Raw genomic sequence first — 15749 nt, forward strand, 5'->3', positions numbered from 1 at the left:
GACACGGCGCGCACCCGAATCCGCCGAAGACCATGTCTGCGAACTATCGCCGCACGCCGCTACCCGAAGAAGCACGTACGCCGTTGGGTTGGCTGGCGCTTTGGCTCATGCTGTTGTTCGCCAGCCCTTTTCTCGGATTTGCGATTCACGGCAAGGTCGCCGAGCCGGGGCTGCTGATCGGCTTGTTCATCGCAATGGTGCCAGCAGTGGCGCTTGCCGGCTTGGTCATCCGGCGCTGGCGCAACCTGCGCCGCGTGCCGCCCGACGTGTTGAATGAGTGGCGACTGGGTCGGGTTGTTCCGGCCGGTGGCGGGCCCGAGGTGACCTCGCCCATGCGATTCACCAACACGAAGAACTGGCTGGAACTGCGTTCAGACGGCTTGGCTGTTTCCGGCCACACCGTTCTCTCGATGCACGGCACCGGACAGCCGCTCGCCACATCCTGGGTGATGCAGCAATCCGGGCAACTGTTCGTTCCCTGGGGCAACGTTGCGGAGTGGGCGGTCGATTCCGGTGACGACGGGCCCGACTACCACTGCCTGAAACTGCTTCCGCAAGGTGAGTTGAGGGTGCGACGCTTTCAGCCGGTGGGGGCCTGCGAGTGCGATCTCCTGGACGCGGCGCGCGCGGTTGGCCACGTGCCCATCAGGCTGCGGTGCGATGTCGACTGCGGACAGTGACCCAACACGCGTGCACAGATGCCTTCGCGAGGGGTGCCCGTAAAGTAGCGCCCCGCCCGAAGCATCGCGCTGGGCTCACTCGACAGACACAGGACACCCCATGGGCGCGCAATGGAAAGCCAAACACAAAGACATCGCCGCCAATGCCAAGGGCCGGCTGTTCGGCAAGCTGTCCAAGGACATCATGATTGCCGCGCGCCACGGCGCTGACCCCAAGGACAACGCGCGGCTGCGGCTGGTGGTGGAGCAGGCGCGCAAGGTGTCCATGCCCAAGGAGACGCTGGACCGCGCCATCAAGAAGGGCGCCGGGCTGACCGGGGAAGTCGTCCACTTCGAGCAGGTCATCTACGAAGGCTTTGCGCCGCATCGCGTGCCGGTGATGGTGGAGGTGCTGACCGACAACGTGAACCGCGCGGCGTCGGACATGCGCGTGCTGTTCCGCAAGGGGCAGCAAGGCACGCCGGGCTCGGTGAGCTGGGACTACGACCACCTCGGCATGATCGAAGCCGAGGCCGCCACGCCGGGCGCCGATGCCGACACCGCCGCCATCGAAGCCGGTGCGCAGGACCTGCTGCCGGCGGACGAGGACGGCGTCACCGTCTTCCTGACCGACCCGACCGACCTCGACCTCGTCAGCCGGGCGCTGCCGGCGCAGGGTTTCACGGTGCTGAGCGCCAGGCTGGGCTACCGGCCCAAGAACCCGGTCGACCCGGCCAGCCTGAACGCCGAGCAGTTGGAAGAGGTGGAGAGCTTTCTGGCTGCGCTGGATGACAACGACGACGTGCAGCATGTGTACGCCGGGCTGGCGGGCTGAGGCCGCTGCACGACACCCGAATCGCCCTCGACCTCACCCGACGCCATGACCCTGTCCGACCATCCCTTCGCCAGAACCATCGAGCGGCGCGGCGTCACAGCGGCGATGTTCAAGGAAGAAATCGTCCCCGCCAACCGGCCCGTCATCCTGCGCGGGCTGATCGAGGACTGGCCCGTCGTGCGGCATGGCCAGGCATCGCCGCTGGCGACCTGCGAGTACCTGTTGCAGTTCTACGGCGGCAAGCCCATGCCGCTGGTGCTCGGCGACCCTGCAAGCCAGCGCCACCTCTTCTATCGGCCGGACATGGAGCGGCTCAACTTCGTGCGCCGCCCCGAATCGCTGCTGGACTGCCTGCGCCTGCTGCTCAGCCAGGTGGACAACGCGCAGGCGCCGGCCATCTACATCGACGCGCAGCCGCTGCCCGACTGCCTGCCCGGCTTCACCGAGGCGCACACCCTCCCGATGCTGGACGCGAATGTCGTCCCGAACATCTGGATCGGCAATGCGGTCAAGGTCCAGACCCACTTCGACCTGAAGAGCAATATCGCCTGCGTCGTCGCGGGCAGGCGCCGCTTCACGCTGTTCCCGCCCGATCAACTGCCCAACCTCTACCCGGGCCCGATCGACTTTGCCCCGGGCGGCACACCGGTCAGCATGGTGCCGCTGGACGACCCGGAATTTGAAAAGTTCCCGAAGTTCCGGCAGGCGCTGGCGGTGGCGGAGGTGGCGGAACTGGAGGCGGGCGACGCGCTGTACATGCCTTACGCCTGGTGGCACAACGTCCAATCCCTGTCGGGCTTCAACGTGCTGGTCAACTACTGGTGGACCGACACGCAGCCGGCAACACCGCTCTACGACGCGCTGCTGCACGCGGTGCTGGCGTTTCGCGACCTGCCGGCCGAGCAGAGGACGTTCTGGCAAGGCATGTTCGAGTATTTCGTCTTCGAGACCGGTGGCAAGGCGCTGGGCCACCTCGCACCCGAGCACCGTGGCCAGATGGGCCCGGCATCGCCGGAGCGTGCGGCGACCATCAAGGCCATCCTCGCCGAGGCCTTGAAGAAGCCCTAGGTCGGCAGACCGGCAGCTTCCTCCAGCAGCCAGGCCTCGAACGCCTTCACCGCTGGGCGCGACCTGGCCGCCGGGTCGACGATGAGGCGATAGGCGCGAGCGGACGAGATGCCTGCGTCGAACGGCGTGACGAGCTGGCCGGTGGCCAGCAGCGCGTCCACCAGCGGCCGCCGGCCCAGCGCCACGCCCTGCCCCGCCATCGCCGCCGCAATCGCCTCGGAGTAGCTCGAAAAGCTCAGACGCGCCGCCGGCCGCAGGTCGCTCAGGCCCCAGGCGCTGAGCCAGGGCTCCCATTCGGCAGGCATGCCGGCGCTGTCGCCGTCCATCGCCAGGTGCAGCAGCGTGTGGCGGGCCAGGTCGGGCGGCTCACGCAGCGGCAGGCCCAGTTCGCCCACCAGCCGCGGGCTGCAGACGGGCAGCATGGACTCGGCAAACAGCTGCCTGCCTTGGGCGGCGCCAATGGGGCTGTAGCGGATGGCGAGATCGAAGCCTTCGCTGGCCAGGTTGCGGTTGCCCAGGCCGGCGTCCAGGCGCACGTCGATGCCCGGGTGGGCGCGGGTGAAGGCGGTCAGGCGCGGGATGAGCCACAGCGAGGCAAAGCCGGGCGTCGTCGTCAGTGCGAGCAGCTGGCGCTGGTGCGGCTCGCGAACGGTGCGCACCGCCACGCGCAGCGTGTTCAGCGCGATGGCGCAGGCGGCGTAGAGGCGCTGGCCGTCCTCCGTCAACGCCAGCGCGCGGTGGCGGCGCTCGAAGAGGGCCACGCCCAGCTCGTCTTCCAACCCGCGCATCTGACGGCTCATGGCGGACTGGGTGACGAAGCGCTCCTCGGCTGCCTGCGTGAAGCTCAGGTGCCGCGCGGCGGCCTCGAAGGAGGCCAGCAGTTGCAGCGGCGGCAGACGGTCGATGGGTTTGGTTGACATGATCTGAAGGAATGCGAAGCCTTCCGAATCATCGTTTGTCGGCGATGGCGCTGGCAATCACCATTCAGGCCATGTGCATGCCTGCATGGCATGCAAGGAGCCTGACATGCTGATCGACATCCCCCACACCCGCCTGTTGCTGCAACGTGGCCAGACCTCGCGCCTGCCCCAGGCGCGCGCCGCCCACCTGTGCAGCGCCGAAGGCACGCTGTGGATCACGCTGGACCACGACGCGCGCGACATCGTGCTGGAGCCGGGCCAGTGCTTCGTCGTGCCCGACGACAAGGGCGTGACCATCAGCGCGCTCAGCGCCAACGCCGTGCTGGACCTGCACCCCGCCCAGGCGCGGCCGTGATTGCCGCGCCGGCGCTCACGCCCGTTGTTGCCCACGGGGCGCAACGCTGGGCCTTGCCGGGCGGCCGCGCGGCGTGGCTGCGGCCGCTGCGGCCCGGAGACGTCTGCGCCGAGCAACGCTTTTTCAACGGCCTGTCGCTGGAGTCGCGCCACCAGCGCTTCCACTTCGGCCTGCGCGAGTTGAGCCCGGCCCTGCTGAAACTGCTGACCGAGGTGGACCAGCGCCTCCACCGCGCCTGGGTGGTCGAGATTGGCGAGACCGAGGCGCCTGGCCGGCCGGTGGTTGCCGATGCCCGCTACGTCTGCGACCCCGAGCGACCGGCGATTGCCGAGTTCGCCCTCGCCGTGGCCGACGACTGGCAAGGCCGCGGCCTGGGCCGGCGGCTGCTGGCTCACCTCCTGGCCGACGCAGGCCGCCAGGGCGTGCGGCGCCTCTTTGGCGACGTGCTGGCCGGCAACCGCCGCATGCTGGCGCTGATGCGTGAATTTGGCGCTCGCCTTGAGGCGCATCCGGATGGCGCCCAGCTTGTGCGCGGGGTGCTGACCCTGGACGCGAAGGAGGATTGATCACAATGCCGGCCCATGCCGACCCACAAGCGTTGCAGATCCTGGACCAAGCCACTCCTGCTGACCTTGTTGACTCTCACAGTCGCCCTTGCCGCAGCGAGCCTGGCAGCCGGCGAATGGCTGACGCGGCCGGTCCGCGCAATCGTCGGGTTGCCGCCCGCCAGCGTCATCGCTGAAACGATCGAAATTCCGTACGGCGAAGGCCAGCGCATCGCCGGCTGGTTCCTTCCCGGCCGCGCGAACGAAGGCGCCGTGCTGATGCTGCACGGCGTGCGCGGCAACCGCCTGCAGATGCTGGCGCGTGCCCGCTGGCTGCAGCGCGAGGGCGTCGCCAGCCTCATCGTCGACCTGCCGGCGCACGGCGAGAGCAGTGGTGAGCGCATCAGCTTTGGCCGGCACGAATCCAGGGCGGCCGATGCCGCGCTGGCCTGGCTGCGCGCGCGGCTGCCGGGCGAGAAGCTGGGCGCCATCGGCGTGTCACTGGGTGGCGCGTCCCTGCTGTTCGCACAGCGCCAGCCCGAGCTGGATGCGCTGGTGCTTGAGTCGGTCTACCCGACCATCGTCGATGCGGTGCAGGACCGCCTCGCCATGCGCCTGGGCCCCGTGGCCAGCCAGGCGCTGGCGCCGCTGCTGCTGGTGCAGATCCCGCTGCGGCTGGGCTTTGGCACCGGCCAATTGCGCCCTGTCGACGCCATCGCCAGCGTGCGCGCACCGCTGCTCGTTGCTTCGGGCACCCAGGACCTGCACACGCGCTGGCCCGAGACCGAAACGCTGTTCGCCGCCGCGCGCGAACCCAGGACGCTGTGGCCGGTGCAGGGCGCTGCGCATGTGGACCTGCACGACTTCGACCGGGCCGCCTACGAGGCCCGGCTGCTGCCCTGGCTCCAACACCATCTGCGCAAACCCCAAGGCTGACAGGGCGAAGCCGCAGCCGGCAAGATGCCTGAATGACCGCCCTGCCCCCACTCTCCATCCTTGATCTGGCACCCGTCGTCGAAGGCGCCACCACCCGCGAAGCGCTGCTGAACAGCCTGGACCTCGTCAAGCTCGCCGACGAGCTGGGCTACACGCGCTACTGGGTGGCCGAGCACCACAACATGGAAGGCGTGGCGAGTTCAGCCACGGCCGTGCTGATCGGCCAGCTCGCCGGCGCGTCCGAGCGCATCCGCGTCGGCGCCGGCGGCATCATGCTGCCCAACCATGCGCCGCTGACCATTGCCGAGCAGTTCGGCACGCTGGCCGAGCTGTTCCCGGGCCGCATCGACTTGGGGTTAGGCCGCGCGCCCGGCACCGACCGCCCGACGATGCGCGCGTTGCGCCGCAGCCTGGAGTCGACCGGCGAGGACGGTTTCCCCAACGACGTGCTCGAGCTGCAGAGCTACCTCGCGCCGGTGAGCGACGAAGCGCAAGTGCGCGCCGTGCCCGGCCAGGGCACCGAGGTGCCGATCTGGCTGCTGGGCTCCAGCCTCTACAGCGCCCAGCTCTCGGCCTACCTCGGCCTGCCGTTCGCGTTCGCGTCGCACTTCGCGCCGGAGATGCTGATGCAGGCACTGCAGATCTACCGTGCGACCTACAAACCCAGCGTGCGCCACGCCAAGCCGCATGCCATGGTGGGCCTGAACGTCATCGTCGCGCCGACGGACGAAGAAGCGCAGTTCCTGTTCACCTCAGCCCAGCAGCGCTTTCTCGGCATGGTGCGCGGCCGGCGCGGCAAGCTGCCGCCGCCGGTGGCGAGCATGGACGCGCTGTGGTCGCCGGCCGAGCGCATGCAGGTGGAGCGCATGCTGAGCGAGTCCATCGTCGGCTCGCCGGAGACGGTGCGCGCGGGCCTGGCCAAGACGCGGGAGCGCACGCAGGCGGATGAGTTCATCGTCGCCTGCGCGGTGCACGACCACGCGCTGCGGCGGCGGTCGTACGAGCTGCTTGCCGGGCTTTGAGCCGGCGTTTGCGCCGCCCGACGTGGGTCCGTTCCAGGCTGATCGCCGACGTTCGGGGCAGGCCTGCTGGGCGACCGCCGAGGCGAATGGTCTTTATCGCCATGGCTTCCTCGTGGCTGCCGCCTCGATCTGCGAAAAGCAGGACGGCGCAGCTGGGTGCGAGGTCGCTATTGCTCCGATGAACCTTGGAGTAGCAGGGCCTTGATCTCCATGGGGCGGGGCGACGAAGCGCTCGCCGCGACCTGCGACTTGCCGGCCTTCAACGCCACACTGTCGGACACGATGTTGACGGCCTCGTTGAGGAGGACGTCGTTGGCGGCGTCGCGGGCCTTTTGGGCGGCGAGGTCCCGGGCGAGCTGGCGCTCGTTGAATTGCAGGCCGTCGTCCGCCAGGGTGCCGCCCGCGCCCGACGCGGCGCTGGCGGCGGCGCCGCCCAGCAGGGCGACTAGGCGCTTCTCCTGCGCGGCGCGCTCCTTGCGCCGCACGCCTTCGTTGAGCGAGATCACATTGTTCTTGCGCTGCGCCCGTGCCTTGGCCAGGTCCTCCACCAGGTCCTGGTAGTCGCGGTCTTGCTGCACCCGGCTCTCGTGCCAGGCCTTCAGGCGGGGCAGATGGGGTTTCAGGTCGCCGACGGGTTGGTGGTCGACCGCCGGGATGCGCGTCCAGGGCAGTGCGTTGCCGAAGCTCGATTCGCCGAACGGGCTGTCGTCGCCCACCGCGGGGACGCGGATGTCCGGCATCACGCCATGCAGTTGCGTCGTCCCGCCGTTCACGCGGAAGAACTGCGCAATGGTCAGCTTCAGGTCGCCGAACGTCGGCTTGGGATTCCTGGCGATCTGGTCGAGCCGGGCGACAGTCTGGACCGTGCCTTTGCCGAAGCTGGGCTCGCCGATGACCAGGCCGCGGCCGTAGTCCTGGACCGCGGCCGCGAAGATCTCCGATGCCGATGCCGAGCCCCGGTTGATCAGCACCGCCAGCGGCTCCTTCCAGGCCACCGCAGTGTCTGAGCTGGTGGCCACGGAGACCTCGCCCTTGGCATTGCGGGTCTGCACCACGGGCACCTTGCCGAGGAACAGGCCCGTCAGCTCAACCGCCTCGCGCAGCGAGCCGCCGCCGTTGTTGCGCAGGTCCATCAGCACGCCTTCGACCTGCTGGGCCTTCAGGTCCTGCAACAGCCGGGCCACGTCGCGCGCGGCGCTGCGGTAGTCCTTGGTGCCGTTCTGCATGGCCGCGACGTCCTCGTAGAACGAGGGCAGCGTGATCACGCCGACCCGGCGCTTGCCGTCGCCGGTCGTCACCGAGTACACCTTGGCCTTGGCCGCGCTGTCCTGCATCTTGATGGTGTCGCGGACCAGGGCGATGGTCTTGACCGGCGCGTCGGGGCCGCCGTCCGCCGGCAGGATGTCAAGCCGCACCGTCGACGCCGCCTTGCCGCGGATCAGGGCCACCACGTCGTCCAGGCGCCAGCCGACCACATCCTCCATCGGGCTTGACGGCCCCTGGCCGACGCCGACGATGCGATCGCCCACCTGGAGCTGGCCCGACACCATGGCCGGCCCGCCTGCCACCAGTTCGCGGACGGCGATGTGACCGTCGTTCTCGGTCAGGACGGCGCCGATGCCCACCAGCGACAGGCGCATCGCGATGTCGAAGTTCTCGGCGGCGCGCGGCCCCAGGTAGCTGGTGTGCGGCTCGATCGCCGTGGTGTAGGCGTTCATGAAGGCCTGGAAGGCATCCGCGCTGTTGATCTTGGCCAGCCGTTTGGCGTTGTTGTCGTAGCGCTTGTCCAGCAGCTTGCGGATAGCCGCGTCGTCCCGGCCGGCGAGCCTGAGGCGCAGCCAGTCGTTCTTGACGCGCTTGCGCCAGAGCTCCAGCCCCTCGGCCTCGGTCGCCGGCCAGGGCTGGTCCGTGCGGTCAATCATCAGCGTCTCGTTGCGCTCGAAGTCGAAGCCCCTGGCCAGCAGGCTGCGCGCGAAAGCCATGCGCTCGGCAGCGCGGCGTTCGTAGAGGTTGAAGATCGCGAACGGGGTGCGCAGGTCTTCCTTCAGGATGGCATCGTCGAGCCGGGTGCGGTCGGCCGCCAGGCGGTCGACGTCGGACCGCAGGAAGTACAGCTTCTCGGGATCGAGGAGCTTCAGGTACTGGTCGAACACCTGGCTCGACAGGGCGTCGTCCAGCGGCAGGGCCTTGTAGTGGTAGCGCGACAGCAGGTCCGCCGACAGGCGGGCCGCCTTGGCGTCCTGCGCGCCGGGCTCGAGCAGCGGCGGATAAGCCAGCTCCGTATCAGCGGTCGCAAGCGGCATTGCGGCCGCAACGGCCAGCACCAACCCCAACATCTTGTGTCTCACTCTCATTCCTTCATGCGGTTCTGCACGCCCATCTACACGTCTGGATGGTGCCATGTCTGGTGTGAATGCCTGGGGCAGGTCCGGCGTGACCTCACGCGGCGGTCAAGTGATGGCGATGGGCGATCAGGGCCCGGGGCCCGCTGGTTCAGCCGCGCCCGGGCGGCCGTGACGGCCTGCGGCGCTGAGCACAGCTCCGCCGGGAAGCGGCCCATGCCGGCGAACAGGCAATACCAGGACGGTCGCAGATACATCAGAGCGACCAGAGCCTTCAAGGCGGCTGCCCGGCTGACGCCACCGCTCACTTGATGCGCTGCTTCTCCAGCTTGCGCGCCAGCGTGCGCCGGTGCATGCCCAGGCGGCGCGCGGTCTCGCTGATGTTGAAGTCGGTCTCGGCCAGCACCTCGTGGATGCGCTCCCATTCCAGCGTCTTGATGGACGCCGTCTGGCGCTCGGTCACCTCCACGTCGGCATCGCCCTGCCTGCGCGCGAAGGCAGCCTCGATGTCATCGGTGTTGGCCGGCTTGGCGAGGTAGTGGCAGGCGCCTAGCTTGATGGCCTCCACCGCCGTGGCGATGCTCGCGTAGCCCGTCAGCACGACGATCAGTACTTCCGGGTCCCAGCCGTGCAGCACCTGCACGCAGGTCAGGCCCGAGGCCCCGCCGGCGAGTTTGAGGTCGACAACGGCATGGCCCAGTTCCTCGTCCTCAGGCAGGCCGTCGAGCAGCGCCTTCATGTCGTCAAGGCCCGTGGCGCGCAGCACGCGCCAGCCCCGGCGCTCGAAGGAGCGGGTCAGCGTGCGGGCAAAGCTGTCGTCGTCTTCGACGATGAGCAGCAGGCGGTCGTCTTCAGGCATGGCTGCGCAATTGTCGGGGGAGCAGCGAGGCGAGCGGCAGCGTCAGCGTGACGGCCGCCCCGCCCTCGTCACGGTTGCGCGCCTCGAGCCGGCCGCCGAGCGTGCGCGCCACGTTGACCGACAGGAACAGGCCCATGCCGCGGCCGGGCTGGCCCTTGCTGCTCTGGTAGGGCTCGCCGAAATGCTTGAGGCGCTCGGCATCGAAGCCGGGGCCTTCGTCGAGCACGCTCAAGGAGAGCATGCCCTCACCGGTACAGGCCGCCACCAGCGTCAGCGGCCTGCCCGGCGCGGCCTCGGCGGCGTTGTCCAGCAGGTTGGCCACGACCTGCTGCAACGCGCTGTCCGAAATGATGTCGATGTCCGGCAGGTCCTGGCTCTGCAACGCCAGTCCGGCGTGGGGGTGGGCGGAGCGCCACTGGCTGGCCAGGCCGTCGATGAAGGCCTGCAGCGGCGTCAGCTGGGGCGCCTCGCCGCGCATCTCGCCGGCCGACATCAGGATGCCGGTGACGATGGCCTTGCAGCGCAACACCTGGCGCTGCATCTCCTCGATCTCCTCGCGCAGCTCGGGCTCGCCGGCGAAGGGCGCCATGTGGGCCCAGTCGCCGAGGATGACGCTGAGCGTGGCCAGCGGCGTGCCCAGTTCGTGCGCGGCACCGCTGGCGAGCAGGCCCATGCGCACGATGTGCACCTCTTCGGCGGCGCGCTGCTGCAGCTCGGCCAGCTCGGCGTCGCGCTGGCGCAGGTTGCGGTTGATGCGAACGATGAAGACGCTCAGCAGCCCGACGTTGAGCAGGAAGCACAGCAGCAGGCCGCCCAGGTAGCTGGGCGACAGCGTCGTCGGCGACGTGGCGTCCAGCAGCAGCGGGCGGTGCCACTGCGTCAGTGCGACGAAGCCGGTCAGCGTGCTCAGCACGATGGCGCCGAGGTAGGCCGGCCGCAACAGCACCGAGGCCACGGCGACCTGCAGCAGGTAGAGGTAGATGAAGGGGTTGTCGCTGCCGCCGGCGAGGTAGAGCTGGCCGGTCAGCACGCTCACATCGACGAGCAAGGCGATGCAGAGCTCGATCTGCGACACCGGCTGCGCGAGCCGGTTGCGCCAGAGGCTGAACAGGTTGAACGCGACGAGCACGCCCAGCAGCGTGAGCATCTCGGCCCAGGGCAGCGCAATGCCGAGACCGGCATGCACGACGAGCACCGTGGCGAGCTGGCCGCCAACGGCCAGCCAGCGCAGCTCGATGAGCTGGCGCAGGTTGGCGCGGCCGGCGCGGCGCTCGGGCGCTACGGCAACGGGTTCGGCGGCGGTCAGTGGCTGGGTGCTCAAGGCTGAAGTCGCCGGCGCTCCTCGCGCACCAGATAGCCGGCCGCGGCGGCGGCCATGGCCGCGAGCGCCAGCCAGGTGGCGGCGTAGACGGCGTGATTGTTGGCGAAACGGATGACCGTCAAGCCGGGGCGCGGATAACGCTGTGGCTGGGCGGGGTCGGCCGACTCGTCGACGAAGTACGCCGCGGCCTTGTCGGCCACCCCCAGTTGCGCGGCGATGCCGGCCACGTCACGTGAGTACCAACGGCCCTCGGCCGGCACGTTGCTGCGCAGCGGGCCGCCGCCGGTTTCGGTCAGGCGCAGCAGGCCTGTCAGCGCGACCGGACCGTTCGGCGCGGCATGCAGCTCGGGCGCGCGCTGCTCGGGCGGCACGAAGCCGCGGTTGACGAGGATGACGCTGCCATCGTCCAGCCGCAGCGGCGCCAGCACCCAGTGGCCGCCGCCCAGTTCGGTCACGGCCTGCACGAGCACTTGGCGTGGCTCGAACCGGCCGTGCAGGCGGACACGGCGGTATTCGTCGGCTTTCGAGACCACGGCAGAAGCCGGCGGCGGCGCGACCGGTTCCGCGTGGACCTGCCGCTCGACACGGGCGATCAGGTCCTGCTTCCAGCCCAGCCGCTGCACCTGCCAGGCAGCCAGCGCGAGGAAAGCAACGCTCGCCAGCGCCGCAGCGACGATCAGGGCGATCCGTGCGGCGCGGCCCATACCCAGTCAGGGCATGTTGCGCATCGCGGCGGGGTCGGGCGTCGGCATCATGTTGGCGTTCATGTGGAACATGACCCAGACCGAGCCGGCCAGCATGATGACGACCAGCGCCGCCGTGAAGATCAGGGCCAGCAGCGACCAGCCCTGCTCGACCTTGGCGTTCATGTGCAGGAAATAGATCATGTGCACCACCATCTGCACGGCGGCGAAGCCGAGGATGACGAAGCCGGTCATCTTCGGGCTGGGCAGCACCTTGGCCATGACGAGCCAGAACGGGATGGCCGTGAGGATGACGGACAGGATGAAGCCGGTGGCGTAGCCCTTGTAGCTGACGTGGAAGTCGGCCTCGCCGTCGAGGTGGTCGTCATGACCGTGTGAATCGTGAGCGTGGTCGGCCGCCATCACAGCACTCCCATCAGATAGACGAAGGTGAAGACGCCGATCCAGACGACGTCCAGGAAGTGCCAGAACATCGACAGGCACATCAGGCGGCGGCGGTTGGGCGGCGTGAGGCCCAGCTTGTTGACCTGGAACATCAGCGTGACGAGCCAGATGCAGCCGAAGGTGACGTGCAGGCCGTGCGTGCCCACCAGCGTGAAGAAGCTGGACAGGAAGGCGCTGCGGCCCGGGCCGGCACCCTCGTGGATGAGGTGGTGGAACTCGTAGAGCTCGATGCCCAGGAAGCCCAGGCCGAGCAGGCCCGTGACCGCCAGCCAGGCGAGCACATGGCGCTTGTTGCGCGCCTGCATCGCGATCATCGCGAAGCCGTAGGTGATGGACGAGAACAGCAGCAGCGCCGTGTTGGCGGCCACCAGCGGCAGGTCGAACAGGTCGGCGCCCGACGGGCCGGCCGCATACGAGCGGCCCAGCACGGCGTAGACAGCGAACAGCACCGCGAAGATGAGGCAGTCGCTCATCAGGTAGAGCCAGAAGCCCAGCATGGTGCTGTTCGGCGGATGGTGCTCGCCGCTGTGGTCGTAGTAGACCGGCGCGCCGTTCACGTGGGTGGCAATGGTTGCAGACATTTCAGCGTTTCCCGATCAGGCGGCGGAGGTGGCGGCAGCGGCCAGCGCGCGGGTGCGCTCGTCCTCGCTGCGGGCCACGACGTCGGCCGGGATGTGGAAGTCACGGTCGTAGTTGAAGGTGTGCACGATGGCCGCGACGACAGTGGCCACCAGGCCAAGCGCGGCAATCCAGTACATATGCCAGATCAGCGCAAAGCCCATCACGGTGGCCAGCATGGCGATGACGAAGCCGGCGCCGGTGTTCTTCGGCATGTGGATGGCGACGAAGCCCTTGACCGGACGCTCGGCGCCGCGGTGCTTCATGTCGTACCAGGCATCCATCTCGTGGGCGACCGGCGTGAAGGCGAAGTTGTAGTCCGGCGGCGGCGAGGCGGTGGACCACTCCAGCGTGCGGCCGCCCCAGATGTCGCCGGTCGTGTCGCGCAGTTCCTTGCGGCGCAGGATGCTGACGCCGATCTGGATCAGGAAAGCCGCGATGCCCAGCGCCACGATGCCCGCACCGACCGCTGCAACGACGAACCAGATCTGCAGCGACGGATCATCGAAGTGGCTGACGCGGCGCGTGACGCCCATCAGGCCCAGCACATACAGCGGCGCGAACGCGACCCAGAAGCCGATGAACCAGCACCAGAACGAGACCTTGCCCCAGAACGCGTCGAGGCGGAAGCCGAAGGCCTTGGGGAACCAGTAATTGATGCCGGCGAAGGCGCCGAACACGACGCCCCCGATGATGACGTTGTGGAAGTGGGCGATCAGGAAAAGGCTGTTGTGCAGCACGAAGTCCGCCGCCGGCACCGCCAGCAGCACACCGGTCATGCCGCCGATGGTGAAGGTGATCATGAAGCCCACCGTCCACAGCATCGGCACCTCGAACTTGATGCGGCCGCGGTACATCGTGAACAGCCAGTTGAAGATCTTGGCGCCCGTCGGGATCGAGATGATCATCGTCGTGATGCCGAAGAAGCTGTTCACGCTCGCCCCCGACCCCATCGTGAAGAAGTGGTGCAGCCAGACGAGGTAGGACAGGATGGTGATGACCACCGTGGCATAGACCATGGAGGCGTAGCCGAACAGCTTCTTGCGGCTGAAGGTGGACACCACTTCCGAGAAGATGCCGAACACGGGCAGCACCAGGATGTAGACCTCGGGGTGGCCCCAGATCCAGATCAGGTTCACGTAGAGCATGGCGTTGCCGCCGAGGTCGTTGGTGAAGAAGTTGGTGCCGAGGTAGCGGTCGGCCGTCAGTAGCGCCAGCGTGGCGGCCAGCACGGGGAAGGTGGCGACGATCAGCACGTTGGTGCACAGCGACGTCCACGTGAAGACGGGCATCTTCATCATCGTCATGCCCGGCGCGCGCATCTTGATGATGGTGGCGATCAGGTTGATGCCCGACAGCGTCGTGCCCACCCCCGCGATCTGCAATGACCAGAGGTAGTAGTCCACCCCGACATCCGGGCTTGCCAGGATGCCCGACAGCGGCGGGTAGGCCAGCCAGCCGGTCTTGGCGAACTCGCCGACGAACAGCGAGATCATGACCAGCACGGCGCCACCAGCGGTCATCCAGAAGCTGAAGTTGTTCAAGAAGGGGAAGGCCACGTCGCGCGCGCCGATCTGCAACGGCACGACGTAGTTCATGAACCCGGTCACGAAGGGCATCGCGACGAAGAAGATCATGATGACGCCGTGCGCCGTGAAGACCTGGTCGTAGTGGTGCGGCGGCAGGAAGCCGGCGTTCTCGCTGAAGGCCATGGCCTGGTGGGCGCGCATCATCAGCGCATCGGCGAAGCCGCGCAGCAGCATGACGATGCCCAGGATCATGTACATGATCCCGATCTTCTTGTGGTCGATGCTGGTGATCCAGTCACGCCACAGATGGCCCCAGAGCTTGAACTTGGTGACCAGCGCAAACACCAGCGCGCCGCCGAGCACCACGGCGATGAAGGTGGCGATGAGGATGGGCTCGTGCAGGGGCAGCGAGTCCCAGCCCAGGCGGCCGAGGATGGGGTGGAGCTGGTCAGCAGCCTGGTGCTGGGCGACAACGGCGTTGGACATGGTCTGCTGCTCTTAGTTCTTGATGGCGCTGCCAGCGCTGGCTTCGATCTCGATGGGCAGGCCCAGCGGATTGGTCGGCGTGCACAGCGCGGCGACGACGAAGCGCTCACGCTGGTTGCCCTCGGCATCGCGCCAGCTGCTGCGCATGGTGCTGGCCACGCCACCCTTCCCGGCGCCGCCGGCGGCGTCGATGGCCATCATCTGGCTGGCGCACATCTTCTTGCCGTCGACGCAGCGGTCGACGATGGCGCTCCACAGGCCGGGCTCGACGCTGGCGAAACGCTGAATCGGCTCTTTGGCGCTGGGTTGCTCGAGCTTCAGGTAGCCGGCGCGCGTCAGCGTGTTGCCACCGGCCTTGTTGCCCTCGACCCAGCGCGCGAAGTCTTCGTTGCTGAGGCCGTGGAACTTGAAGCGCATGTCCGAGAAGCCGGCGCCGCTGTAGTGGGCCGAGAGGCCGTCGTACACGCCGGCCTTGTTGATGACCGCGTGCAGCTGCGTCTCCATGCCCGGCATCGTGTAGATCATGCCGGCGAGCGCCGGCACGTAGAAGGTGTTCATCACCGTCGTCGAAGTGAAGCGGAAGTGGATCGGCCTGTCCACCGGCGCGGCCAGCTCGTTGATGGTGGCGATGCCCTGCTCGGGGTAGATGAACAGCCACTTCCAGTCCATGGACACGGCGTAGACCTCCATGGGTTTCACGTCGGCCACCAGCGGCTTGTCTTCCGAAATGCGGTCCAGCGGGCGGAAAGGATCGAGCTTGTGGGTGCTGATCCAGGTGATCGCGCCCAGCGCGATGATGATCAGCAGCGGCGCACCCCAGATCACCAGTTCCAGGCGAGTGGAATGGTCCCAGTCCGGCGCATACGTCGCCTCGGTGTTGGACTGGCGGTAACGGTATGCAAACAGCAGCGTCAGGGCGATCACCGGCACGATGATCAGCAGCATCAGCAGCGTCGACGTGACAATGAGCTGGGCCTGCTGGTTCGCAATGTCGCCGTGCGGCTTCATCACGATCCAGTCACAGCCAGACAAAGCGAAGCTGGCTGACAAGACCAGGGCGCGGGAAAAGGCAGACTTGATGGGGTACATCCTGGGTGACGCGCAAG

At 68.1% G+C, this 15749-nt stretch carries 16 protein-coding genes; 7 read left to right on the forward strand and 9 right to left on the reverse strand.

Annotated features, from left to right (window positions below):
* Positions 1 to 32 precede the first annotated feature (32 nt).
* The 3 genes from AC0IZJ_RS15265 to AC0IZJ_RS15275 all read left to right on the forward strand — a co-directional run bounded on the left by AC0IZJ_RS15265 (position 33) and on the right by AC0IZJ_RS15275 (position 2562).
* Entirely contained in the window at positions 33 to 680 is a 648-nt protein-coding gene (locus AC0IZJ_RS15265; protein WP_471851264.1) for a hypothetical protein, read from the forward strand.
* A 100-nt stretch (positions 681 to 780) separates the two neighbouring features.
* Positions 781 to 1494: a YebC/PmpR family DNA-binding transcriptional regulator gene (locus AC0IZJ_RS15270; RefSeq protein ID WP_471851266.1), complete on the forward strand. Its 714-nt coding sequence runs from the start codon at positions 781 to 783 to the stop codon at positions 1492 to 1494.
* A gap of 45 nt (positions 1495 to 1539) precedes the next feature.
* On the forward strand, positions 1540 to 2562 hold the full coding sequence (locus tag AC0IZJ_RS15275) for a cupin-like domain-containing protein (protein ID WP_471851268.1): 1023 nt from the start codon (positions 1540 to 1542) through the stop codon (positions 2560 to 2562).
* Here AC0IZJ_RS15275 and gcvA read toward each other — a convergent pair.
* Positions 2559 to 3482 (reverse strand): transcriptional regulator GcvA, encoded by a 924-nt coding sequence (gene gcvA / locus AC0IZJ_RS15280; protein WP_471851270.1) that lies wholly within the window; start codon positions 3480 to 3482, stop codon positions 2559 to 2561. The genes AC0IZJ_RS15275 and gcvA overlap by 4 nt on opposite strands.
* A gap of 106 nt (positions 3483 to 3588) precedes the next feature.
* Here gcvA and AC0IZJ_RS15285 point away from each other — a divergent pair, with 106 nt between their 5' ends.
* The 4 genes from AC0IZJ_RS15285 (at position 3589) to AC0IZJ_RS15300 (ending at position 6340) form a co-directional block, all read left to right on the forward strand.
* The gene (locus tag AC0IZJ_RS15285; protein ID WP_471851272.1) at positions 3589 to 3837 is read left to right on the forward strand and encodes a DUF2917 domain-containing protein; all 249 of its coding nucleotides are present in this window, start codon (positions 3589 to 3591) and stop codon (positions 3835 to 3837) included.
* Positions 3834 to 4403, forward strand: coding sequence for a GNAT family N-acetyltransferase (locus tag AC0IZJ_RS15290; protein WP_471851274.1), 570 nt, complete (start codon positions 3834 to 3836; stop codon positions 4401 to 4403). Before AC0IZJ_RS15285 ends, AC0IZJ_RS15290 begins: the two co-directional genes overlap by 4 nt.
* A 69-nt stretch (positions 4404 to 4472) precedes the next feature.
* The gene (locus AC0IZJ_RS15295) at positions 4473 to 5318 is read left to right on the forward strand and encodes an alpha/beta hydrolase (protein WP_471851276.1); all 846 of its coding nucleotides are present in this window, start codon (positions 4473 to 4475) and stop codon (positions 5316 to 5318) included.
* 41 nt (positions 5319 to 5359) lie between these two features.
* Positions 5360 to 6340, forward strand: a complete 981-nt coding sequence (locus tag AC0IZJ_RS15300) for an LLM class flavin-dependent oxidoreductase (protein ID WP_471851791.1) — start codon at positions 5360 to 5362, stop codon at positions 6338 to 6340.
* Between the two features lie 167 nt (positions 6341 to 6507).
* Here the strand turns inward: AC0IZJ_RS15300 and AC0IZJ_RS15305 are convergent, their stop codons facing one another.
* The 8 genes from AC0IZJ_RS15305 to cyoA all read right to left on the reverse strand — a co-directional run bounded on the left by AC0IZJ_RS15305 (position 6508) and on the right by cyoA (position 15732).
* Positions 6508 to 8694, reverse strand: coding sequence for a carboxy terminal-processing peptidase (locus AC0IZJ_RS15305; RefSeq protein WP_471851278.1), 2187 nt, complete (start codon positions 8692 to 8694; stop codon positions 6508 to 6510).
* A gap of 292 nt (positions 8695 to 8986) precedes the next feature.
* Positions 8987 to 9541, reverse strand: a complete 555-nt coding sequence (locus AC0IZJ_RS15310) for a response regulator transcription factor (RefSeq protein ID WP_471851280.1) — start codon at positions 9539 to 9541, stop codon at positions 8987 to 8989.
* Positions 9534 to 10862, reverse strand: a complete 1329-nt coding sequence (locus tag AC0IZJ_RS15315; protein WP_471851282.1) for an ATP-binding protein — start codon at positions 10860 to 10862, stop codon at positions 9534 to 9536. The genes AC0IZJ_RS15310 and AC0IZJ_RS15315 overlap by 8 nt, the downstream gene beginning before the upstream one ends.
* A complete protein-coding gene (locus tag AC0IZJ_RS15320; RefSeq protein WP_471851284.1) occupies positions 10859 to 11566 on the reverse strand; it encodes an SURF1 family protein in 708 nt (235 codons plus the stop codon). The genes AC0IZJ_RS15315 and AC0IZJ_RS15320 overlap by 4 nt, the downstream gene beginning before the upstream one ends.
* A 6-nt stretch (positions 11567 to 11572) precedes the next feature.
* Positions 11573 to 11968: a cytochrome o ubiquinol oxidase subunit IV gene (gene cyoD / locus AC0IZJ_RS15325; protein ID WP_471851287.1), complete on the reverse strand. Its 396-nt coding sequence runs from the start codon at positions 11966 to 11968 to the stop codon at positions 11573 to 11575.
* Entirely contained in the window at positions 11968 to 12591 is a 624-nt protein-coding gene (cyoC, locus tag AC0IZJ_RS15330) for a cytochrome o ubiquinol oxidase subunit III (protein ID WP_471851288.1), read from the reverse strand. The genes cyoD and cyoC overlap by 1 nt, the downstream gene beginning before the upstream one ends.
* Before the next feature lie 15 nt (positions 12592 to 12606).
* Entirely contained in the window at positions 12607 to 14643 is a 2037-nt protein-coding gene (cyoB, locus tag AC0IZJ_RS15335; RefSeq protein ID WP_471851290.1) for a cytochrome o ubiquinol oxidase subunit I, read from the reverse strand.
* 12 nt (positions 14644 to 14655) lie between these two features.
* A complete protein-coding gene (cyoA, locus tag AC0IZJ_RS15340; RefSeq protein WP_471851292.1) occupies positions 14656 to 15732 on the reverse strand; it encodes a ubiquinol oxidase subunit II in 1077 nt (358 codons plus the stop codon).
* Positions 15733 to 15749: the final 17 nt, after the last annotated feature.

It is taken from the genome of Roseateles sp. AC306 (assembly GCF_979253795.1).

Bases quoted from the DNA above. Each gene is read 5' to 3' on its own strand.
- AC0IZJ_RS15265 (WP_471851264.1), top strand. From the start codon at position 33: ATGTCTGCGAACTATCGCCGCACGCCGCTACCCGAAGAAGCACGTACG.
- AC0IZJ_RS15270 (WP_471851266.1), top strand. From the start codon at position 781: ATGGGCGCGCAATGGAAAGCCAAACACAAAGACATCGCCGCCAATGCC.
- AC0IZJ_RS15275 (WP_471851268.1), top strand. From the start codon at position 1,540: ATGACCCTGTCCGACCATCCCTTCGCCAGAACCATCGAGCGGCGCGGC.
- gcvA (WP_471851270.1), bottom strand. From the start codon at position 3,482: ATGTCAACCAAACCCATCGACCGTCTGCCGCCGCTGCAACTGCTGGCC.
- AC0IZJ_RS15285 (WP_471851272.1), top strand. From the start codon at position 3,589: ATGCTGATCGACATCCCCCACACCCGCCTGTTGCTGCAACGTGGCCAG.
- AC0IZJ_RS15305 (WP_471851278.1), bottom strand. From the start codon at position 8,694: ATGAGAGTGAGACACAAGATGTTGGGGTTGGTGCTGGCCGTTGCGGCC.
- AC0IZJ_RS15310 (WP_471851280.1), bottom strand. From the start codon at position 9,541: ATGCCTGAAGACGACCGCCTGCTGCTCATCGTCGAAGACGACGACAGC.
- AC0IZJ_RS15320 (WP_471851284.1), bottom strand. From the start codon at position 11,566: ATGGGCCGCGCCGCACGGATCGCCCTGATCGTCGCTGCGGCGCTGGCG.
- cyoD (WP_471851287.1), bottom strand. From the start codon at position 11,968: ATGGCGGCCGACCACGCTCACGATTCACACGGTCATGACGACCACCTC.
- cyoC (WP_471851288.1), bottom strand. From the start codon at position 12,591: ATGTCTGCAACCATTGCCACCCACGTGAACGGCGCGCCGGTCTACTAC.
- cyoB (WP_471851290.1), bottom strand. From the start codon at position 14,643: ATGTCCAACGCCGTTGTCGCCCAGCACCAGGCTGCTGACCAGCTCCAC.
- cyoA (WP_471851292.1), bottom strand. From the start codon at position 15,732: ATGTACCCCATCAAGTCTGCCTTTTCCCGCGCCCTGGTCTTGTCAGCC.